This is a genomic window from Corallococcus sp. CA041A (assembly GCF_003612075.1).
In the GTDB taxonomy this organism is placed as follows: Bacteria; Myxococcota; Myxococcia; order Myxococcales; family Myxococcaceae; genus Corallococcus; species Corallococcus exiguus.
The window spans coordinates 16,753-37,827 of the sequence record NZ_RAWF01000067.1; the positions used below are offsets into that span (position 1 = coordinate 16,753).

General features: G+C 70.2%; 16 protein-coding genes. 8 read left to right on the forward strand and 8 right to left on the reverse strand.

The window, feature by feature from the left end:
• Window positions 1–110: 110 nt before the first annotated feature.
• Genes D7V77_RS14420 through D7V77_RS14440 form a run of 5 tightly spaced genes read left to right on the forward strand, consistent with a single transcriptional unit; the run spans window position 111 to window position 7,167 of the window.
• The gene (locus D7V77_RS14420; protein WP_120576855.1) at window positions 111–4,352 is read left to right on the forward strand and encodes a hypothetical protein; all 4,242 of its coding nucleotides are present in this window, start codon (window positions 111–113) and stop codon (window positions 4,350–4,352) included.
• Window positions 4,349–4,948, forward strand: coding sequence for a type II secretion system protein (locus D7V77_RS14425; RefSeq protein ID WP_120576856.1), 600 nt, complete (start codon window positions 4,349–4,351; stop codon window positions 4,946–4,948). The genes D7V77_RS14420 and D7V77_RS14425 overlap by 4 nt, the downstream gene beginning before the upstream one ends.
• Complete coding sequence (locus D7V77_RS14430; RefSeq protein WP_120576857.1) at window positions 4,945–6,060, forward strand: PilW family protein; 1,116 nt, start codon at window positions 4,945–4,947, stop codon at window positions 6,058–6,060. Before D7V77_RS14425 ends, D7V77_RS14430 begins: the two co-directional genes overlap by 4 nt.
• Before the next feature lie 26 nt (window positions 6,061–6,086).
• Window positions 6,087–6,713, forward strand: a complete 627-nt coding sequence (locus D7V77_RS14435; RefSeq protein ID WP_120576858.1) for a hypothetical protein — start codon at window positions 6,087–6,089, stop codon at window positions 6,711–6,713.
• Window positions 6,714–6,744: 31 nt separating this feature from the next.
• The gene (locus tag D7V77_RS14440; RefSeq protein ID WP_120576859.1) at window positions 6,745–7,167 is read left to right on the forward strand and encodes an HD domain-containing protein; all 423 of its coding nucleotides are present in this window, start codon (window positions 6,745–6,747) and stop codon (window positions 7,165–7,167) included.
• Between the two features lie 78 nt (window positions 7,168–7,245).
• Here D7V77_RS14440 and acnA read toward each other — a convergent pair whose 3' ends face one another.
• The 5 genes from acnA to D7V77_RS14465 all read right to left on the reverse strand — a co-directional run bounded on the left by acnA (window position 7,246) and on the right by D7V77_RS14465 (window position 15,043).
• On the reverse strand, window positions 7,246–9,978 hold the full coding sequence (gene acnA, locus D7V77_RS14445) for an aconitate hydratase AcnA (protein ID WP_120576860.1): 2,733 nt from the start codon (window positions 9,976–9,978) through the stop codon (window positions 7,246–7,248).
• Between the two features lie 128 nt (window positions 9,979–10,106).
• A complete protein-coding gene (locus D7V77_RS14450; RefSeq protein ID WP_120576861.1) occupies window positions 10,107–11,366 on the reverse strand; it encodes a phosphatidylserine/phosphatidylglycerophosphate/cardiolipin synthase family protein in 1,260 nt (419 codons plus the stop codon).
• A 99-nt stretch (window positions 11,367–11,465) separates the two neighbouring features.
• Window positions 11,466–13,085 (reverse strand): FHA domain-containing protein, encoded by a 1,620-nt coding sequence (locus tag D7V77_RS14455; protein WP_120576862.1) that lies wholly within the window; start codon window positions 13,083–13,085, stop codon window positions 11,466–11,468.
• 6 nt (window positions 13,086–13,091) lie between these two features.
• Window positions 13,092–14,021 carry a YafY family protein gene (locus tag D7V77_RS14460; RefSeq protein ID WP_120576863.1) on the reverse strand — a complete coding sequence of 310 codons (930 nt, stop codon included), beginning with the start codon at window positions 14,019–14,021 and terminating at the stop codon, window positions 13,092–13,094.
• Window positions 14,018–15,043: a YafY family protein gene (locus tag D7V77_RS14465; RefSeq protein ID WP_120576864.1), complete on the reverse strand. Its 1,026-nt coding sequence runs from the start codon at window positions 15,041–15,043 to the stop codon at window positions 14,018–14,020. The genes D7V77_RS14460 and D7V77_RS14465 overlap by 4 nt, the downstream gene beginning before the upstream one ends.
• Window positions 15,044–15,402: 359 nt before the next feature.
• Here D7V77_RS14465 and D7V77_RS14470 point away from each other — a divergent pair, with 359 nt between their 5' ends.
• Complete coding sequence (locus D7V77_RS14470; RefSeq protein WP_120576865.1) at window positions 15,403–15,876, forward strand: hypothetical protein; 474 nt, start codon at window positions 15,403–15,405, stop codon at window positions 15,874–15,876.
• 22 nt (window positions 15,877–15,898) lie between these two features.
• On the opposite strand, the gene proB is transcribed toward D7V77_RS14470, so the two are convergent.
• Complete coding sequence (gene proB / locus D7V77_RS14475; RefSeq protein WP_120576866.1) at window positions 15,899–17,023, reverse strand: glutamate 5-kinase; 1,125 nt, start codon at window positions 17,021–17,023, stop codon at window positions 15,899–15,901.
• Between the two features lie 166 nt (window positions 17,024–17,189).
• On the opposite strand from proB, the gene hflX reads away from it, so the two are divergent.
• Window positions 17,190–18,845 carry a GTPase HflX gene (gene hflX / locus D7V77_RS14480; RefSeq protein WP_169827771.1) on the forward strand — a complete coding sequence of 552 codons (1,656 nt, stop codon included), beginning with the start codon at window positions 17,190–17,192 and terminating at the stop codon, window positions 18,843–18,845.
• A gap of 50 nt (window positions 18,846–18,895) precedes the next feature.
• Window positions 18,896–19,357, forward strand: a complete 462-nt coding sequence (locus D7V77_RS14485; RefSeq protein WP_233596986.1) for a hypothetical protein — start codon at window positions 18,896–18,898, stop codon at window positions 19,355–19,357.
• 15 nt (window positions 19,358–19,372) lie between these two features.
• Here the strand turns inward: D7V77_RS14485 and D7V77_RS14490 are convergent, their stop codons facing one another.
• Complete coding sequence (locus tag D7V77_RS14490) at window positions 19,373–20,380, reverse strand: NAD(P)H-dependent glycerol-3-phosphate dehydrogenase (RefSeq protein ID WP_120576868.1); 1,008 nt, start codon at window positions 20,378–20,380, stop codon at window positions 19,373–19,375.
• 35 nt (window positions 20,381–20,415) lie between these two features.
• The coding region (locus D7V77_RS14495) for a hypothetical protein (protein ID WP_120576873.1) at window positions 20,416–21,075 on the reverse strand (660 nt) is incomplete at its 5' end.

A 21,075-nucleotide genomic window follows, 5' to 3' on the forward strand; every position in this document is an offset into this window, starting at 1 on the left:
AAGGCTCCCCCCGCACGGGAGCCCTCCCCGCCGGGGCATACGGTGTGCACAGGCCAGGGGTGACCTCCGACCCCGAGGGGGTCAGTTGGCCTCCAACCCCCGGTGAACCCTTGGCCCCCATCTCCCCCAGAGTTTCCGCGGCGCGGCGAATCCTGCTGGGCCTGGCGCTGCTGACGGCGCTGCCGGCGTCCGCGACGGACATCGTCACCTTCAGCCAGGGCGCGCTCATCATCCCGGAGCAGGCCACCTTCCAGCAGGGCTGTGGAAGCCTGTCGGCCTACGGCCTGGTGTGGCGCCTGTTGCAGTCCAACGAGGCGGGCGGCTTCAACGCCAACCACCCGGTGACGGTGTACCTGGCCATTGATGACACGAAGCGGTCCCCCAACCGCTGCGTGCCCACCAACAAGCACCTGCCGCCCCTGCCGCACAACGGCCAGTGGAACGACCCCAGCTGGAATGACGGCTGCGACTTCCACATCTCCCGCGCGGACGCGGCGCCCGTCGTGCCGGTGCCGCCCCTGCAGGCGCTGCCCGCGAGCGGCCTGTTCCCCGAAGCGAACATCGACAACTTCACCACCAACCCCGCCCAGGCGCGGCCGAACTTCACGGCCACGACGCTCAACACCGCCAGCGGCTTCCGCGATGTCCAGTACATGGGCGGCGCGTTCATCATCGACGCGAAGGACGCGAAGAACGCGCTCGACTTCCTGAACTCCTCCGCCGGGGCGGACGCGCCGAAGAAGTTCCGCACGACGTGCAACTGCAACACGTTCAGCAACGGCATCGGCTGCTTCTACGTGCGCATGCACCAGGCCACCATCGAGTTCAACGCGCCCATTGGCCGGCGGTTGAACCGCGTGCCCCCGAAGATCGCCCTGCTGGACCTGGACGACGACAACGCGGTGGACAAGTCGTTCGTGAAGGGCGGCATGCTGGACGACTACCTGCGCAACGCGGGCCTGGACTTCACCGGTGCGGGCGGCTGCCCGCAGGGCACCACCAGCGGCTGCAGCATCAACGGCGGACAGCCCGGCCTCATCTACGACGCGCTCCACGCCAACGCGGACCTCATCTCCACCACGGCGTTTCCCAACGGCCTGCTCAACGCCGTGGATCCCGTCACCCAGCGCCCGCGCTACCGCGTGTTCTGGGCGCCGCACTGGCAGATTGGCGACAGCACCCGCCCCGCGTACCAGTCCAACGGCGACGGCGCCGGCAACCAGGCGGAGAACGTCCTCAACAACATCGCCCACTTCACCAACCAGCGCGGCAACGGCCTGTTCGCCGAGTGCACCAGCATCTGGTCCTACGAGCACACCGACAAGGTGGGCGGAGGGCTGGTGCCTTCCACGCGCTTCCAGGGCGACGTCAACTTCGAGAAGAACAAGCTGGGCAACAGCGGCAAGAACTGGGACGGCCGCAACTGCACGGACCCGGACTACATGAACGAGTCCTCGCCCCGGCCCGCCTGCATCATCTACCCAAACCCGGGCGACCCCTTCTCCCAGCTGGGTGACTTCCGCTTCAACAACGTGGCGGGCGAGACAGAGAACTACCGGACGACCTTCAAGAACGGCGTGCGGCGGCTGGCGGTGAGCTGGGTGAACTACGCCGCGGGCAACCAGTACGACAACCCCACGCACGTGGCGGCGAACGCCCTTCGCGGCAACGACTTCTTCTCCTTCAACCAGAAGGACAATGATCCGCAGAAGGCGACCATCGTCTATCTGGCGGGCCATGACTTCAAGGACAGCGTCGCGGGCACGCGCATCGTGCTCAACACGCTGCTCAACCTGGGAAACGAACCGCTGCAGAGTGAGCGCACCGTGTCCGCGCCCGTCGCGCTGGACGACACCAACGGCAGCGACACCAACGGCTCGCGCGCCCTGCTGTTCAAGACCTCCTACAACGCCGTGACGGGCTACCCGCCCGGCGCGGACACGTACACGCCCGCGCAGGGCTCGCACTGGGTGTTCCCCTACTACCCGGGCACGCTGCGCGCGCACTCGCTCATTGGCGGGGATGCGCTGTCCACGGGGGAGAACTCGCTGTCTGACGGAACGCTGTGGAACGCGGACGCGCGCCTGCCCGCGCCCGGCGACCGCAACCTCTTCACCTACTTCGGCGGCGAGGTGACGGTGAACCCGACGCTGGCCGCCGGCCGCACCGCGCCGCACGGGGTGATGCAGGTGGGCTGGAAGCCGGAGGAGGTCTCCGGCACGCGCATCAACCGCAACTACGGCTCGGTCCCCAACACCGGCTGCGTGGACGAGCTGAAGCTCGGCCGCGCCACGGAGCGCGACGGCAGCTTCCGCTACGACTTCGTGAAGGGCCCGGACGGAATCTGTGACCTGCAGCAGGCGACGCAGTACTCGCCGCAGCTGGCCGGGGCGGACTTCGGCGTCGCCAACGAGGTCATCAACAAGCTGCAGCTGGGCGTGGACTTCAACGCGGTGGCGATGATGCTCCAGCGGGTGCGCGGCTACTGCTACGCCACGGTGTCCGGCAACGACGGCGCCGGCGAGACGCCCATCCTCGAGCCCTCCGTCACCCAGTGCAACAACGAGGACGCGGACAACAAGGCGCACCTGGGCGGCTTCATCCACTCGTCGCCCGTGGTGGTGACGGCCAGCCCGCTCATCCAGGACACCACCGCCGCCCGTCCCACGGTGGCCTACGCGGCGGGCCTGGACGGTCAGGTGCACGCGTTCTACGTCTCCGGCGGCGCGCGCTATGACGGCCCCGCGCAGAGCCTGAACTTCCCCAACCCGGACGCCAGCGCGCGCTTCAAGACGGACTTCGCCCAGCGCTTCCGCTCCGGCACCACGCCCCCGCCGGGCACGGAGCTCTGGAGCTTCCTGCCGGCCACGCAGCTGGCGGGCCTGCGCAACAACACCGCGCGGGTGAACAGCGCGCCCGCCGTCTTCGACGTGTTCGCGGACTTCGTGGGCACCGGCCGCCGCGAATGGCACACCGTGCTCGTCGCCAACGTGGGCCAGACGGGGCGCGACCTGTTCGCGCTGGACGTCACCAACCCGCTCAAGCCCGTGCTGCTGTGGCACCTGGTGGGCAGCCACTACGCCACCTCCAGCGCGCCGAACTCCGCGGTGGCGCTGGCGGACAAGGGCCAGGGCGGCATGGACTGGACGTACACCTGGGACGAGGACTCGAGCCTCTTCCTGCTGCCGCCGCGCGCGGACCCGGGCCGTCAGCCGAGCGGCCTCTATGACTACAGCGGCCTGGGTGGCTCGCGCGGGCTGTCCGTGGGCGTGGGCCGGCTGGGCATGGAGCCCGTGTACGCCGTCTTCGTCGCCTCCAGCAGCTCCGGCGCGCTGCCGGTGCCGGGCTCGCCCGGCTCTCCCGCCAAGGGCGTGCAGGTGTTCGCCATCGACGTGGCCACCGGCCAGAAGCTGTGGCAGTGGCAGCAGGCCTATACCAGCAGCGTGGACAACAGCGCGCCCGCCGCGCCCACCGTGTCGCAGGACTCGAGCGGCGCCGCGCGCCTCTACGTGGGCGACATGGAGGGCAAGCTCTGGGAGCTGGACGCGTCCACCGGCGTGAACATCAACGTGGCGCGCATGGGCCCCGCGTGCTCGGAAGCCGCGCCCTGCAAGTACACGGCGATGAACATTGGCGGGCTGCCCGTCACCAGCCAGCCCATCAGCACCAACGTGGGCCTGGCGCGCATTCCGCTCGACGCGGCGAACGCCTCCGCCTTCAGCCAGTACAAGGGCAAGGTGGTGGCCCTGGTGGGCACCGCCGGCATGGACTGGGTGCCGGACACGGTGGGCGGCCGCTTCCACGCGCTGCTCCTGGACGCGGGCCTCCGGCTGCCCATGGGCACGGACGGCTATCGGCTGGACGGCTCGCCCATCAACGCGAACCTGGCCCACACGGAGGCGAACACCTTCGGCGTGCTCCAGGAGCCCGCGCCCTTCCCGCTCATCTTCCCGGCGCCCGAGCACGTCTACGGCAACATCACCATCGCCGGGCGCACCGCGTACTTCAGCACCGCGGAGGAGTCCGTGAACGACCCCATGCTGCTGAGCGCGTCCGTTGGCGGCCACACGTACAGCATCGACCTGGGCAATACAGCGACCACGCAGGCGGGCATCCAGCCCATGAGTGGCGCGACGCTGGCCAACTACGGCGGCGTGGCCGTCTACCACCGCGACAGCGGCGGCGCGTCCACGGACTTCGTGGTGGGCGCGGAGGTGAGCGCCCTGCGCGTCACGCGCATCGACAACGCGACCAACACCGGAGCCTCCAGCCCCAACGCGAAGGACTCCGTGGACGGCAACAACGGCGTGCTCTACCAGCTCCTCAACTGGAGCCAGAGGTTCCTCGAATGAGAGCCCTTCCCTCTTCCGCCGCCCGGCGCGGCAGCAGCCTGTTGGAGGTGCTCATCGCCACGTGCGTCCTGGCGCTGGCCGCCGTGGGCGCGGTGATGGGCATGGTGGCCGCCACCCGCGACGTGAAGGACGGCCAGGTGCTCCAGGGCCGGCGCATGCTGCTGGAGGCGCGCGTGCAGCGGCTGTGGCTCGCGTCCAAGATGGAGCTGGCCAACCAGGCCATCCCCCGTCCCGCGCTCTTCCCCGCGGACGTGGCGCTGGCCACGGCGCCCTGGGTGCTGGACCCCAGCACGCCGCAGACGGGTGACATCGGCACCGGCGCCTACTTCCGCGTGCGCCCCACGGGCCAGGTGGAGCCCGCGCTGGACGTGCCCGCCGGCACGCCCTGCACCACCGTCACCCCGGACACGGTGCTGCCCCGAGACGTCTACTGCCGCGAGGTCCTGGTGACGCAGGGGCTGCCCAAGGACCTGCCGCCCGCGGCCCAGGCAATGGTGCCCGCCGGGGCCCTGCCCTTCACCTTCTGGACGCGCGCGTACCGCAAGGGCGACAGCCTGGACCGCGCCATCGTGCACAGCGAGGTCTTCGTCCAATGAGGAGCCGGCTGAAGTTCCGGACGAAGCTTCGGACCAATGCACGCGGCATGACGCTGCTGGAGACGATGGTGGCCGCGACGCTCACGGCCATCGTCCTGGCGGCGGCCACGGCGCTGCTGCTGGCGGGCGGGCGCGTGGTGCACAACACGGAGCACGTGGCGGACAGCCACGACCACGCGCGGCTCGCGGGCGAGACGCTGCTGTCTGCGGTGCGCCAGGCCGGCGCGGGCATGTCCGAGGGCCTCTGGGTGGTGTCCGGCGGCACGCCCCTGCGCATCAACTCCGTCTTCGGCGGGGACGGCGCGGGCACGGGCGTGCTCGCCGCCACCACGACCGGCAATGCGCCGGGCACGAACGGCAGCGACGACCTGTGGCTGGTGGTGCCGGACCGCAACTACCTGGGCCGCGACTGCGCGCCGGGCGCGGCGATGACGGTGGTGAAGCCGGGCACCGGCGCACTGGAGGTCAACTGCGCGGGCACGCTCTCCGGCACCGCGCCCGCCAACCCCATGCTGGTGGCCAGCAACATGAAGAGCGCCGCGCTGCTCACCCAGACGTCGGTGACGAGCAGCCCGCCCACGGCCACGGTGAACTACCTGGAGGCCGGCGTGTCGGGCTTCTCCAACGCGCCCCACAAGGGCGGCTTCCAGAAGGGCGACCTGGTGTACCCCGTGCGGCTCTTGCACTTCTTCATCGGCACGAACGCGAGCAACGGCCGCAAGGCGCTGATGCGCGCGGAGGGCATCCCCGGCAGCGACGTGTCCGGGCGCCCCTTCGTGGACATGGCGGACCCGGTGGTGGTGCAGGACTACGTGGAGGACTTCCAGGTGACGTTCGGCATCGACGCCACCAACACGGGCGACCCCACCCGCTACGACTTCCAGAACGGCCTCAGGCCCGAGTACACGCCGGGCCTGCGCTCGGTGCGCATCAGCGTGGTGGCCACCGGCCGCTCGCCCCGGCGCGACACGCAGAGCAAGGACGTCCTGACCGCGGACCTGCCCATCGCGGTGGAGAACCACACCCCGCCCGCGGCCCCCGCGGACGGATACTTCCGCAGCCTCTTTTCGCGCCGGGCGGAGCTGCCCAACCTGGCCGCCGCCAGCCTGTGAGTCCATCCTCCGTGAGGCCCTCCGCCATGTCCCCACGCGCTTCGTCCCGTTCCACCCGCGGCGCCACGCTGCTGCTCGTCGTGCTGCTCGTCACCGTGCTCCTGGGCCTGGTGGCGGGCGTGATGTCCTACGCCAGCAGCGAGCGCACGCGCGCCGTGACGTCCAGCCGCGCGGGCCAGCGTCAGGGCTGCGCGGAGAGCGGCCTGCAACTGGCGCGCGGCTACTTCGGCCGCAACTACGCCCAGTGGAACACCTTCCTGAGCACGCCGGACGCCTACGACCCCATCGCCTCGCCCACCAACACCGCGCCCGCCAACCCGCGCACCGCCGCCGGCCGCGCGGCCATCAAGACGGTCAACCCCGCGCTGTTCGCGGACCTGGACGGCGACGGCAAGGACGACGTGTACCTCTACATCCGGGACAACGAGGACGAGTTCAAACCGCTCGCCCCGGAGTGGAACCGCGACAATGATCAACAGGTGGTGGTGGGCGCCATCTGCATCAGCGAGACGCTGGTTCCGCGCCGGGGTGGCAACAACCAGCAGGACCCCAGCGCGCTCGCCGTGGAGGGCATCCTCCAGTACAACGGCGGCGGCCACGCCTACACGGCGCAGACGGCGGGCGGCACGGGCTCCGGTAACCTCAACCATTGAGCCGTCCGCGGGGCGTGAGAAGCTTCCGCCCATGCCCACGCTCGAAGACGCCATCGCCCTGGCGGTGGCCGCGCACCAGGGTCAGCGCGACAAGGCAGGACAGCCCTACATCCTCCACCCCATGCGGGTGATGCTGCGCCTCGCCTCCGACGCGGAGCGCACCGTGGCCATCCTCCACGACGTGGTGGAGGACACGCCGTACACGCTGGAGCGCCTGCGCGGCATGGGCTACCCGGAGGACGTGCTGTCCGCCCTGGACTGCCTGACGAAGCGCGAGGGCGAAAGCTACGAGGCCTTCATCGAACGGCTGCGTCCCCACCCCCTGGCCCGCCGCGTGAAGCTGGCGGACCTGGAGGACAACATGGACGTGCGCCGCCTGAAGGACGTGACGCCGAAGGACGCCGAGCGCCTGTCGCGCTACGTGGCCGCCTGGACGCGCCTGCGCGCGGAGTAGCCGCCAGAAAGACGACGGCCCGGCGACCCTCCCGAGAAGCGAGGGCGGCCGGGCCGCGAAACCAGCGGGTGCTGTCCGCTACGCCTTGGCGAGCTGCCGCAGCACGTACTGGAGGATGCCGCCGTTGCGGTAGTAGTCGAGCTCGTTGGGCGTGTCGATGCGGCACACCGCGGTGAACTCGATGGGGCCCTTCTCACCAACGGCCTTCACGGTGAGCTTCTTCTGCGGCGAGAGGCCGTCCGCGACGCCGGTGATTTCGAACGTCTCGTGGCCGGTGAGGCCCAGCGACTGCGCGTCCTGGCCCGCCTCGAACTGCAGGGGCAGCACGCCCATGCCCACGAGGTTGGAGCGGTGGATGCGCTCGAAGCTCTTGGCGATGACGGCCTTCACGCCCAAGAGCTGCGTGCCCTTGGCCGCCCAGTCGCGGCTGGAGCCCGTGCCGTACTCGGCGCCGGCCAGCACCACGAGCGGGATGTTGTCCGCCTGGTACTTCATGGACGCGTCGTAGATGCTCATCCGCTCACGCGTGGGGATGTGCACCGTGACGCCGCCCTCCACGCCCGGAACCAGGAGGTTCTTCAGGCGGATGTTGGCGAAGGTGCCGCGCACCATCACCTCGTGGTTGCCGCGGCGCGCGCCGTAGGAGTTGAAGTCCTTGGGCTCCACGCCCTCCGCCATGAGGTACTTCGCCGCGGGGCTCGTCTTGGCGATGTTGCCCGCCGGGGAGATGTGGTCCGTCGTGACGGAGTCACCCAGGAGCGCCAGCACGCGCGCGCCCTTGATGTCCTGCACGGCCTTGGGCTCCTTCGGGAGGTTCTCGAAGAAGGGCGGCTTGCGCACGTAGGTGGACTTCTCATCCCACTTGAACGTGGAGCCCTTGCCCACCGGCAGCTGCTGCCAGAGCGTGTCGCCTTCCATGGCGTTCGCGTACTGGCTGCGGAACTGCTCCGGCTTCACGGCCGTGCGGATGGTCTCCTTGATCTCCTCGTTGGACGGCCAGATGTCCTTGAGGAACACCGGGCGGCCGTTGGGGTCCGTACCCAGCGGCTCGTTGTCCAGGTCGCGGCCCACTTCACCGGCCAGCGCGTACGCCACCACGAGCGGGGGGCTCGCCAGGTAGTTCATGCGCACGTGCGGGTTGATGCGGCCCTCGAAGTTGCGGTTGCCGGACAGCACCGCCGCCACCACCAGGTCGCCCTCCACCACCGCGTTGGACACGGACTCCGGCAGCGGGCCGGAGTTGCCGATGCAGGTGGTGCAGCCGTAGCCCACGACGTGGAAGCCCACGGCCTCCAGGTAGGGCAGCAGGCCCGCGTCGCGCAGGTATTCGGTCACCACGCGGCTGCCCGGGGCCAGGGACGTCTTCACCCAGGGCTGCGGCTTGAGGCCCTTCTCCACGGCATTCTTCGCCAGGATGCCCGCGGCCACCAGCACGGCCGGGTTGGACGTGTTGGTGCAGGAGGTGATGGACGCGATGACCACCGCGCCATGGCCCACCTGGTAGCTCTGCTTGCCCGCCTTCACGGTGACGGACTGGGCCAGCCGCTCCGGGGCCACCGGGGCCGCGGGGGCCTTCGCGCCCTTGGGACCCTCGTCGTCCTCGCCCTTGCTCTTGCCGGCGGACAGCATCTCCACGAGCGACGCCTCGTACCCGGCCTTCATGTCCTTCAGGGGCACGCGGTCCTGCGGACGCTTGGGGCCCGCCAGGCTGGGCACCACGGCGGCCAGGTCCAGCCCCAGCGTGTCGCTGAAGAGGGGCTCCTGGGCGCCGGCGTTGAGCCACAGGCCCTGCTCCTTCGCGTACGCCTCCGTCAGCGCCACCACGTCATCCGGGCGGCCGGTGAAGCGCAGGTAGTTGCAGCTCTCCTCGTCCACCGGGAAGAAGCCGATGGTGGCGCCGTACTCCGGGGCCATGTTCGCGATGGTGGCGCGGTCCGGCAGCGACAGCGCCTTCAGGCCCTCGCCGTAGAACTCCACGAACTTGCCGACGACGCCCTTCTTGCGAAGCATCTGCGTGACGGTGAGCACCAGGTCCGTGGCCGTGGCGCCCGCGGGCAGCTTGCCGGTGAGCTTGAAGCCCACCACCTGCGGAATCAGCATCGTGATGGGCTGTCCCAGCAGCGCCGCCTCCGCCTCGATGCCGCCCACGCCCCAGCCCACCACGCCCAGGCCGTTGATCATCGTGGTGTGGCTGTCCGTGCCCACCAGCGTGTCCGGGTACACGGTGCTGCCCTGGCGGAACGTCACCTGCGCCAGGAACTCCAGGTTCACCTGGTGGCAGATGCCGATGTCCGGCGGCACCACGCCAAAGCCCTTGAACGCGCTCTGGCCCCAGCGCAGGAAGGCGTAGCGCTCGCGGTTGCGCTCGAACTCCAGCTCCGCGTTCTCCTTGAAGGCCGCGGTGGTGGCGAACGAATCAATCTGCACCGAGTGGTCGATGACCAGGTCCGCCGGGTTGCGCGGATTGATTTTCGCGGGATCACCGCCCATGGCGGCGAGCGCCTCGCGCATGGCGGCCATGTCCACGACGGCGGGCACGCCGGTGAAGTCCTGGAGCAGCACGCGCGCGGGGTGGAAGGAGATCTCCGTCTCCGGGGCCGCCTTGGGGTCCCAGGCGAGCATCTTCTCGATGTGCTCGCGCTTGACGACGCGGCCGTCCTCATTGCGCAGCAGGTTCTCCAGCAGCACCTTCAGCGAGAACGGGAGGCGGTTGACCGCCGGGTGGGCCTTCGCCAGCGTGGCCAGGCTGAAATAGTCGTAGGTCGCCGAGCCCACCTTGAGCTGGGCCTTGGTGCCGAAACTGTCCGTCATGTGCGTTGCCGTCCTTCCGTGCCGGAATGACGCAACTTCTAGGCGTGTCCCCCCCGGCATGCAAAGGGTTCCTGCACTGCGTTGAAGGCGGTGGACGGTTGGTTCGGACCCCGGGCCTACAGACCCGCTCAGAGCACCTTGCGGAAGAAGTAGAGCACCCGCTCCACGGCCTTCTGCCAGAGGGGACGGCGGCGGAAGGCGGCCAGGTCCACCTCGCGACAGTTGCCGCAATCCAGGCGGAACGAGTCCTCCAGGTCGCGACCCAGCCGGGGGTCCGCGAAGACGGCGTTGACCTCGTGGTTGAAGGCCAGTGACAACCGCTCCAGGTTGAACGACCCGATGGTGCCCCACACGCCGTCCACCACGGCTGTCTTGGCGTGCAGCACACCCCGGCGCCACTCGAAGATGCGGATGCCGGCGTCCATCAGCGGCTCGTAGAAGGCGCGCGTCGCATGCTCGAGGAACGGGTGGTCGCTCTTGCCCCCGTTGAGCAGCAGGCTCACCTCCACGCCCCGCTTCGCCGCGTCCTTGAGCGCGGCCACCATGCGCCGGTCCGGCACGAAGTAGCCCGCGGCGATGAGCACGCTGGCCCGAGCGCGCTGGATGGCGTGCAGGTACGCGCGATGGATGCTGCGGCGGCTGGACAACACCGCCAGCCCCACGTCGCCCTTCTGGGGACGGGCCTCCAGCGCCTGCGCCCCGCCGCGGATCCGCCGACGCAGCCGGCTCAGGCGGTCGCGGAACATCATCCGCCACGTGGCCAGGAAGCGCCGCTCCAGCTCATGCACCGCGGGGCCTTCAATCCGCAGCACGTCGTCGCGCCACGCCACGCCCTGCCCCTCCGGGGCCCAGTGCGCCGCGATGTTCACCCCGCCCGTGAAGGCCACCGTGCCGTCCACCACCAGAATCTTGCGGTGGTCCCGGCGCAGCAGGTGGCGCAGCCCGCGCTGGAGGCTGAAGGGTTTGAAGGCCCGCACGTCCACGCCGCGCTGGCGCAGGCCCTCGAAGAAGCTCCTACGGCTGGTCCACGAGCCCACCGCGTCGTAGAGCACCTTCACGTGCACGCCGCGCTCGGCGGCCTCCGCCAGGGCCTGGCCGAACAGCTCGCCCACCGCGTCGGTGACGAACATGTACGTCTCCAGGCGGATGGAGCGGCGCGCCCGGCGGATGGCCTCCAGCATCTCCGGGTAGGCCTCCACGCCGTCGCGCAGGAGCCGGCACGCATTGCCCTGGAGGGTGGTGTGGCGCTGCGGCAGGTAGTACCGGGCGAGCAGGCGCCGCGACACCCCGGCGCTCCACACCGGGCCATGCTCCGGCACCGGTCCCGGCGAGCGCGCCGCTGGAACCAACCCCTCCGTCCGCCCGTCCTCCCCCGCCAGCTCACGCATCACCCCACTCAGGGTGGGAACGGAGGGAGGGACCGGCAACCCGGACGGGCCCCGCCCGCCTCCCTGGCGGGGTTGCACCGTCCGGTAGACGACGGCTCGCTACAGGCCGAACTCGACGCGCTTGTTCTCCGCGCGCGTGGCGCACGGCTGGTCGTACTCGGGGAAGTACTCGCGCATGTGGTCCAGCGTGGAGGCGGCCTGCTTGAAGTGGCCCTGGTTGTAGTAGCCCTCCACCTCCAGCAGCAGCTTGGAGCAGGTGCGATCCAACTCCTGCTGGGCGCGCTTCATGAACTCCTGCGCCTCGAAGTAGAGGTCCGGCTTGGGGTCCGGGTGGGCCTCCAGCATCAGCCACGCCTCGCGGAAGGACTTCCACGCCTCGTAGCGGTTGCGCGCGCCGATGTCCGGCGTGTCGAAGTTCTTGCGGCCCTTCTTGAAGGACTCGTTGGCCGTCTGCACCAGCTGCTGCGTGGACAGCTGCTCCGGCAGCAGCGCGCGCTCCACCCAGACGTTCCACACGCGCCAGGTGTCCTCGCCCGGCGGGTTGCGGGTGTTGTCGAAGATGATGCGGTTGGGCTCGCCCTTGCGCAGCTGCTGGGGCGGAATCATCAGCTCCAGCGAGCGCTCCTGGCTGGCCAGCGTGTCCGGGGGCACCTTGCCCACGTCCACGCCGTTGACGCTCACCACCACCTCGTCCTTGGAGATGCCCTGGGCCTGGTAGTGGAGGATGACCACCGCGCGCGTCGCGGCGACGAACTCCCACTCGAAGACCTTCATGTCCGGCCGGTTCCAGGTGACGCCGTCGCCCAGGCCGAACGAGTCCGTGATGGGCTGGTTGGACAGGCGCACGGGCTCCTCGCCCTTCTGCACCTGGGTGTCGCCGCCCAGCACCAGCCAATACATGAGGGCGAAGAGGCCCAGCACCACCACGCCGCCGCCGGCCATCACGCCCGCGCGGACCTTGGAGCTCGCCTCCGCCCAGAACAGGCGCAGGTTGGCCACCAGGCCCGGCGTCTCACGGCGGATGCGGGCGCGCTCGGCCGCGGACAGGCCACCACCGCCACTGCTGCTGCTGGCGCCACCGGCGCGGGGCGGGCGGGCCACGGCGCGGGAGGACTGGGAACCGGTGCGGCGCGCGGGCGGGGGCGCGGGAGCGGGCTTTTCGATGGCCGCCGGGGCGTCCTCTTGCGGAGGCGGCTCCTGCGGCACGGCGCGCTGGGCGTTGGAGGTGGGCCGGCGGATGGCGCGCATGTTCATGCGCGTGGACTCCGCCCGGATGCCCTGCAGGTCCTCCTCGTCCGCGCCCTCCGGCACGAGCGACGCGGCGGCCTTCTTGTTGCGCTGCTTGCGCAAGGAGTCGATGGAGACGATGCGCGTGCTGTTGGCGCCGTCCTCCGCGGGCTTCTCGTCCTCGCCGGTGGTCGCTTCCTCCGCGGCGATCGCGAAGAGGAACGTCACCGGGCCCAGCGTGAGCGTGTCGCCGTCCGTCAGCGTCTGCTTCTGCACGGCCGCGCCGTTGATGAGCGTCCCGTTGGCGCTCTTCTGGTCCTCCACCGCGTAGCCGCCTCCGTCCTGGAAGATGCGGCAGTGGCGGCGGGAGATACCAGGGTCGTACAGCACCACGTCGCACTCGGAGGTGCGCCCGATGAGCACGGAGTCCTGGTCGAAGACGAACTCCTTGCCGGCGTCTTTTCCCTCGGAGATCGTCAGTTGGAAGGCCATGTCGTCCTAGGAGCCTATCGAGGCATGTACGGCTCGGGCAACGGCGGCGCGCGCGCTCGCCGGCTCCAGCACTTCCGCCTCTCCACCGAAGGATAGCACCCACTGCGTGAGCCAGCGCTCACTGTCTCCGGCCACCCGCACCTCCACCCCTCCGTCAGCAAGCGGGCGGGCGTCCTGGCCGAAGCGCTCCTTCACGTAGGGTGCCGCCGTGGGGGTGAAGCGCACCCGGACGGAGGCCTCGCTGGCGCCGCGTGCCGGGTTGGGCACGTCCGCGCGGGCGTCCGGCGGGGGCTGGAAGGCCGTGGTGGTGACGGCCAGGTCCTCCATGCGGTCCAACCGGAACAGGCGTGCGTCCTGGCGGGTGTGGCAGAAGCCCTGGAGGTACCACTGGCCCCGGTGGCTGAGCAGCTCGTAGGGGCGGACCCGGCGCGGTTCCGCCGGGCGGCCGGGGCTGGCGTAGCCGAACGTCACCTCCAGCCGCTCCAGGATGGCCCGGGTGATGGGCCCCAGCGCCGGGGGCGCGTCCGCGGAGGCGTCGATCTTCCGGTACATGTCCCGGAAGCGCTCGCGGGCGGCGGGCGGGATGATGTTCTCCAGCTTGGTGAGGGCGCTCTGGAGCGCGTCGCCGGTGGCCGGGCGCAACAGCTCCGCCGCGGCGGCCAGGGCCGCGGCCTCGCCCGCGGTCAGCCGGGGCGGCGCGAACAAGCGCTGATCCAGGTCCACGTAGACGCGGTCGTTGTCCACGTAGATGTCGATGTAGTCGTCCGGGTTGAAGGGCGGCCGGCCCACGCAGGTGAGCAGGTCCAGTTCCTCCAGCAGGTCCTCGCGGCTGATGTTGAGGGCCTTGGCCAGGGCCTCCACGGTGACGCCGGGGTGCTTCGAAACGTAGGGGACGAGGAACAGCAGGCGGCGCAGCCGCTCGTGGACGTTGCTCATGCGCTCACCCGCTGACCTTCCACCGGCGCGTGCTTCGCCAGGATGTTCGCGGCCATCCGCTCCAGGCGCTCACGCGCCTCTGGAGGCCCCTCCACACGGCAGTCCTGCCCCAGCGACAGGACGAAGCGCGTCAGCCCATCCAGGAACGTCACCGGGAAGCGGGCCCGCACCACGCCCTCCGACACCGGCTCCAGCGCCGCGCCCGGGAACAGCGAGCCCGCGCGCGAAGCCTGCGGCCCCGTCAGCTGGAGCGTCACCTCCAGGGGCTCGTGGAAGCGGTACTGCCAGGGGAAGTACGCCACGTGGGCGTCCAGCGAGAAGTCCGCCGGCACCTCGAAGTCCGGCGTGCGCGGCCGGGCGGTGTTCACCTTCAGCTCGCGGATGCGGTGGACATGGAAGGTGCGCAGGCCCTGGCGCAGGTGGCAGTAGCCCACCAGCGTCCACACGCCGCGCCGCAGCGCCAGGCCGTACGGGTCCACGCGCCGCTCCGTGACGCCGTCCTTGCGGGGGCTGCCGTAGGTCAGCTGCACCCACTTGTGGGCGGAGCACGCATCCCAGAGCTGCTCCAGGCGGGCGGAGACCTCCTTCTCCTGGCCCTGCTGGCCGGTGCCCAGCTCCATGCGCACGCGCGGGGTGGGCAGGGATTCGCCGGCGAAGAAGCCGATTTTGCGCAGCGCGTGCGCCAGGTCGTCGCGGCCAGGGAACGCGCCGGACGCCAGCGCGGCGGACCCGGCGGCGTAGAGCACGGCCAGCTCCTCCTTCGTGAGGTCCGCCTCCGGCAGGTAGTAGACGTTGCGGTCGACGAGGTAGCCGTCGCGCCGCTCGTCGTCCCCCTGCACGTAGCTCAGCGGGAAGCCCAGCTCGACGAGCTCCGCCTTGTCGCGCTCGAATTTGCGCTCCGCGGCATCATCCGAGCCACCGTAGTCAGCGGGGAAGTGCTCACGCAGCTCGGCCCACGAGATGGGTTCCCGCGCGTCGAGCAACAGTGCCACGAGATCAAGGATGCGTTCCGTGCGGTCCATTCAGGTGATCGGTGACCATGGCGGACAGGACCCGGGAGATCAAGAGACCGGGGACTTCCGGGGTGGGAGAAAGGGGCAGGCCTGGAAACGAACAGAAAGGGAACAGCGGAGGGCACTGGCTCCGTCCAAGGGGGGATAGCCGCCCCGACCTGAACAGGCAAGCAGGTACCATCATGTACCCCTCGTTTCGTCCGCAAGCCAGCAGACAACCCCGGGTGTGGGGCTCGCACTCGGGGCGCGTCTGGGTTATTCCTTGGCCATTGTCGATTTGGGTGAGAAGCGACAGCGGGCCTCCTGGAGGCTTTGCTGGCTGCCGTGGGGCCGACGCGGCGGACCGATGCTTTGACGAGGGCTCGACCATGGACCGCACCTCCCTGCTGAAGAAGTGGCTTCCCGGGCTGGCGCTGGTGCTGCTGGCCTTCGTCTCCGCCCCGGCGCACGCCCGCTCCGAACCCCTCTACTTCGCGCTGGAGGTCCGGCGCGACGGCCGGCTGATCGCCCAGCCCAAGCTGCTGGGTGAAGCGGGCCGCACCCTTCGCGCCGAGCGCCGCCGTCCGGGCGCGACCGTGCCGGACTACCGGCTGGTGCTCACGCCCAAGGGCGAGGGCGACTCGTTCCAGCTCCAGGTGGACCTGTCCCTGCCGGAAGGGGAAGGCCACTCGCAGCTCGCCCTGCTGCACGGCCAGGAGCGCAAGCTCCAGCTGGGCCGGGTGCCTGGGGAGCTGGAGGTTTCGCTGCTCCTGATGAAGGTGGACTCCCCGGAGTTCCGCGCGCTGATGCGCCTGACGGAGCCGGCGACCGGCACGGTGAAGTCCGTCTCCTGCTCCATCTAGGCGGCCTTTGCGTGGACCGCGGCTACAGCACCGCCAGGTCGTCGCGGTGCACCGCTTCATCCAGGTAGCGGTAGCCCAGCACCGCCTCGATGTCCGTGCTCCGCCGCCCGGCGATGCGCCTGAGCTCGTTGGCGTCGTAGGTGGACAGGCCCCGGGCGAACACCGTCCCGGCCGCGTCCGTCAGGTCCACCGGGTCTCCCCGGCCGAAGTCCCCCTCCACGCTCGTCACGCCGCTGGGCAGCAGGCTGCGCTTGCCGGTGACGATGGCCTCCTTCGCGCCCGCGTCCACCACCAGCCGGCCCCGGGGCCGGAGCGCGTGGGCGATCCACGCGGTGCGCGCGCTGCGGCGTCCGACGGGCTCGAAGAGCGTGCCCACGGCTTCCCCCTGGAGCACGCCACGCAGGCGGCCGGGCACCGCGCCGGAGGTGATGACGCAGGGGATGCCCAGCTCCGCGGCGCGAGCGGCGGCGCGCACCTTGGACGCCATGCCTCCCGTGCCCACCTCGCTGCTGGCGTCGCCAGCCAGGGCCAGCACGTCCGCGGTGACGCGCGGCACGGCGGGCATCAGGCGGGCTTCGGCGTCCTTGCGAGGGTCGGCGGTGTAGAGGCCCTCCACGTCCGACAGGAGGACCAGCGCGTCCGCCTCCACCACGCCGGCCACCAGGCTCGCCAGCGTGTCGTTGTCGCCGAACTTCAGCTCGTCCACGGACACGGTGTCGTTCTCGTTGATGACCGGCACCACGCCCGCGGCCAGCAGGCGCTCCAGCGTGTGCTTCACGTTGAGGTAGCGCCGGCGCTCCTGCACGTCCTCGTGGGTGAGCAGCACCTGGGCCACCGTCCGGGCCGCGTGACCGAACGCTTCCTCGTACGCCTGCATCAGGCGGCTCTGCCCCACCGCCGCGCACGCCTGCTTGCCCGGGATGTCCCGGGGGCGAGCAGGCAGCCCCAGCCGCTCCATGCCCAGCGCGATGGCGCCGCTGGACACCACCACCAGTTCCCGGCCCCCGGCGGCCCACATCAGGTCCTGCCCCAGCGCGTCGAAGTGGGCACGGTTGAAGCGGCCCGTGGCGCTCGTCAGCGCGTTGGTCCCAATCTTCACCACCACGCGGCGGGCCCCGCGCAAGGCGTTGCGTGCGGAATCAGTCACAGGGGCAGCGTAGGCTGGAACGGGAAAGGACGCGCGTGGCCGGTTGTTCACCAGGCTGCGAGACACACCGGCTGGGGGGCTTTGTCATGAAACGCGGGTGGCCCCAGTCCATCCAATGCCTTGAATGCAGCGCGGGTCGTTCGATGTCCGCGCCAGGAGAAACGGTTTGAAGGAAATCTTCGGCAACACCCTGGGCCTGAAGTCGAGCGAGCAGCAGCGGCTGCGCAACACCTTCCGCCGCCGCGTGGATCCGCGCGAAATCGTGTCCGCGGAGCTTGCCCGCCACCTCACCGAGCTGTCGCACGAGCTCAACCGTCAGGTGGGCGTCCTCATCAACCGAAAGGGCGACATCGAGCACGTCGTGGTGGGCAACGCGCACAAGCTGGAGCTGCCGGACATCGGCCGTGCGCGCGCCGGACAAATCCGTCTGCGTGGCCTGCGGCTGGTGCACACGCACCTGAAGAGCGAACCCCTGACGAAGGACGACCTCACGGACCTCGCGCTCCTGCGCCTGGACTGCGTGGCGGCCGTGGGCGTGGGCAACGAAGGCCTGCCCGGCGTGCTGCACTGGGCCTACCTGGTGCCGGAGAACGGCGCGGGCGAGTTCTGGCACGTGTCCACCCTGCCCTCCGTGCACGTGGAACAGCCGGACCTGCTGTCCACGCTGGACGCGCTGGAGGAGGAGTTCAACCGCAAGGCCGCCGCGCGCACCGTGTCCGGGAAGGAGCGCGCCATCCTGGTGGCGGTGTGCCTGGACGGCAACCGCGCCCGGGCGGAGTCCTCACTCGCGGAGCTGAAGGAGCTGGCGCGCACCGCGGGCGTGGAGGTGGTGGACAGCGTGCTCCAGATGAAGCGCGAAGCGGATCCGCGCTACCTCATCGGCCGGGGCAAGCTGGAGGACCTGAACCTGCGCTCCATGCAGTCCATGGTGGACCTGCTCATCTTCGACAAGGACCTCACCCCGTCGCAGGGGCGGCACATCGGAGACGCGACGAGCCTGAAGATTCTCGACCGCACACAGCTCATCCTGGACATCTTCGCCCAGCGCGCGCAGACGGCCGAGGGCAAGCTGCAGGTGGAGCTGGCGCAGCTGAAGTACCGGCTGCCCCGGCTGGTGCAGGGGGATGACTCGCTCAGCCGCCTCATGGGCGGTGGCGTGGGCGGCCGCGGCCCGGGTGAGACGAAGCTCGAAATCGACCGTCGCCGCGTGCGCGAGCGCATCACCAACCTGGAGCGCCGCATCGACGTCATCAGCCGCGAGCGCAGCGTCCGCCGGGCGCAGCGCAACCGGCGCGAGGTGCCGGTCATCTCCATCGTGGGCTACACCAACGCGGGCAAGTCCACGCTGCTCAACGCCATCACCAACGCGGAGGTGCTGGCGGAGGACAAGCTGTTCGCCACGCTGGACCCCACGAGCCGCCGGCTGCGCTTCCCGCAGGAGCGAGAGGTCATCATCACCGACACGGTGGGCTTCATCCGGGACCTGCCCAAGGACCTGGTGGCGGCCTTCCGCGCCACGCTGGAGGAGCTGTACGACGCAAGCCTCCTCTTGCACGTGGTGGACGCGAGCGACCCGGCGCGCGACGACCAGGTGGAGGCGGTGGAGAAGATCCTCGCCTCGCTGGGTTTGATGGAGAAGCCGCGCCTGATGGTGTGGAACAAGGCGGACCAGCTGTCCGCGGACGAGGTGGAGTCGCTCTTGCGCTCCCTGGGCGGCGTGGCCATCAGCGCGGTGAAGCGCGAGGGCCTGTCCACGCTCCTGGCCAAGGCGGACATCACCCTGTTCGCCGAGGGTGCGTCCGAGTCCATCGGCGTCGTCTGACGGTGGGCGGGTTGTCGGCGCGGGGGCCCTCCCCGTAGAGTCGGGGGGCCTTGGCTCCCGCGCTGAAACTGCTCATCCCTTTGTTGACGGCCCAAATCGAAGGCCTGCCCGGACAGGACTCCGGGCCGGACTACGACCGGCCCGTCTCGTCCATCACCACCGGCTACATCGAGCTGCTCGAGAAGAACAGCCACATCGTCTACCCGGTCATCGCCGTGGTGACGCTGCTGCTCATCGGCTGGGGCATCCTGTCCGCGTGGAGAACGCAGGACATCGACGGCCTGCAGAAGAACGAGTTCAAGCGCGCCATCATCAACCAGCTGCGCTCCAACCTGAGCGGCATGCCCGGCGACCTGCTGGGCCGCACCATCGGGTTGGACCGGCTCAAGACGAACCGCCTGCTGGAGGAGATGCAGACGGAAGGACTCGTCCTGAGCCACACCAACTCCGAGCGGCTCACCGTGTGGCGCGTGCGCGGCGCGAGCCCCGAAGCGAAGCCGCGCCGCTACTAGCGCCTCGCGGCGTCTTCAGACGCCGGACAGCTCCGACTTCGGCTGGCGCGTCATCAGGTCCACGACGGCCATCTTGGCGTTCTTGCCCTCATAGGCGATGAGGTAGACCTGCTCACAGATGGGCAGCTCCACGCCCGTCTTGAGGGACAGGTCGCGCGCGCTCTTGGCGGTCTTCACGCCCTCGGCGACCTCCTTCATCTCCGCGAGGATGTCCGGCAGCTTGCGGCCCTTGCCCAGCTCCATGCCCACGTGGCGGTTGCGGCTGAGCTCGCCCGTGCAGGTGAGCACCAGGTCGCCCATGCCGGACAGGCCGGAGAGCGTCAGCGGGTTGGCGCCCTTGCGCACCGCGAGCCGCGTAATCTCCGCCAGGCCGCGCGTGATGATGGCGGCCCGCGCGTTGTGGCCCATGCCCAGGCCGTCCGCCATGCCCGCGGCGATGGCGATGACGTTCTTCAGCGCGCCGCCGTACTGCACGCCCACCACGTCCGTGGACGTGTACGAGCGGAAGGTGTCCGTCTGGAGCGCCTTCTGACAGCGCTGGGCCACCTTGTCCCAGTGCGCCGCGATGGTCACCACCGTGGGCATGCGACGGGCCAGCTCCTTGGCGAAGCTGGGGCCGGAGAGCACCGCGACGTACGGGTGGAACTCCTCCGGCAGACAGTCCTCCAGCAGCTCCGTCATGGTGAGCAGCGTGCCGTTCTCGATGCCCTTGGACACCGTGACGAGCGGCACGCTCTTGGGCAGGAAGTCCTTGGCGCGCGCGAGCACCTCACGGGTGGCGTGGCTGGGCGTGGCGAGCACCACCATCTCCGAGCCGGCCAGCGCCTCCTCCAGGTCCGTGGTCGCGCGCACGCGCTCGGAGAGGGGGATGCCCTTGAGGTAGGTGGCGTTCTCGTGGCGGGTGTTGATGGCCTCCACGGTGGAGGGCTCACGGCCCCACAGACGGACTTCGTCGCAATTCACCGCGAGCACGTTGGCGAGCGCCGTTCCGAACGAACCTGCACCGATGACACTGCCGCGCATGAGCTGACCTCGGGTCGAGAGGGGGAAGGGGGATTTCAGAACAGCGTGGACACCACGCCCACGGACAGCGTGGGCATGAACTCCGCGTCCGAGGAGCGGCTGCGGAAGTCGCCACCGAACGAGACAGCGTAGGACGTCTTCTCACCCACGGGAAACTCCGCGCCCAGCCGGACGAGGACGGACGCATCCAGCTTCCACGCGGGCGGCACACCGGACAGCGGATCCTTCTGGATGGGGTCCATGTCGAAGGCCATCAGGGCGCGGACATCCAGGTACGGCCGCCACGCGCGCGGGCTGTCGCCCTGGAAGGACGCCACCAGCCCCGGGGCCACGTTCCAGTCGCGCCGGCCGCTCAGGTAGCGCGCGCCCTTGTCCTCGGTGTCCGGGGGACGCAGGAAGAACGCGCGGCCGCCGTCCACCACGAAGGCGAGGCTGACGTTGTCGCTGTCCAGGAGGGTGAAGCGGACGCTGGCGCGCAGCTCGGTCATCAGGCCGTAGACGGTGTCCACGCCCAGCCCCAGGTCCAGGTGCTCCAGCACACCGTACACGCCGCGCGCGGACACGAAGGGAAAGCCCAGCTCCATGCCCACGCCCGCGTGTCCGGAGCCCAGCGACCGGCCGCCGTAGAGACCGTAGCGGTTGGGGGCCTGGGGTGGAGGCGGCGGACGGGGAGCCTTGACGCGACGGTGCGCGGA

Coding starts and splice junctions, on each gene's coding strand:
- D7V77_RS14425 (WP_120576856.1), top strand. CDS start 4,349: ATGAGAGCCCTTCCCTCTTCCGCCGCCCGGCGCGGCAGCAGCCTGTTG.
- D7V77_RS14430 (WP_120576857.1), top strand. CDS start 4,945: ATGAGGAGCCGGCTGAAGTTCCGGACGAAGCTTCGGACCAATGCACGC.
- D7V77_RS14435 (WP_120576858.1), top strand. CDS start 6,087: ATGTCCCCACGCGCTTCGTCCCGTTCCACCCGCGGCGCCACGCTGCTG.
- D7V77_RS14440 (WP_120576859.1), top strand. CDS start 6,745: ATGCCCACGCTCGAAGACGCCATCGCCCTGGCGGTGGCCGCGCACCAG.
- acnA (WP_120576860.1), bottom strand. CDS start 9,978: ATGACGGACAGTTTCGGCACCAAGGCCCAGCTCAAGGTGGGCTCGGCG.
- D7V77_RS14450 (WP_120576861.1), bottom strand. CDS start 11,366: ATGCGTGAGCTGGCGGGGGAGGACGGGCGGACGGAGGGGTTGGTTCCA.
- D7V77_RS14455 (WP_120576862.1), bottom strand. CDS start 13,085: ATGGCCTTCCAACTGACGATCTCCGAGGGAAAAGACGCCGGCAAGGAG.
- D7V77_RS14460 (WP_120576863.1), bottom strand. CDS start 14,021: ATGAGCAACGTCCACGAGCGGCTGCGCCGCCTGCTGTTCCTCGTCCCC.
- D7V77_RS14465 (WP_120576864.1), bottom strand. CDS start 15,043: ATGGACCGCACGGAACGCATCCTTGATCTCGTGGCACTGTTGCTCGAC.
- D7V77_RS14470 (WP_120576865.1), top strand. CDS start 15,403: ATGGACCGCACCTCCCTGCTGAAGAAGTGGCTTCCCGGGCTGGCGCTG.
- D7V77_RS14490 (WP_120576868.1), bottom strand. CDS start 20,380: ATGCGCGGCAGTGTCATCGGTGCAGGTTCGTTCGGAACGGCGCTCGCC.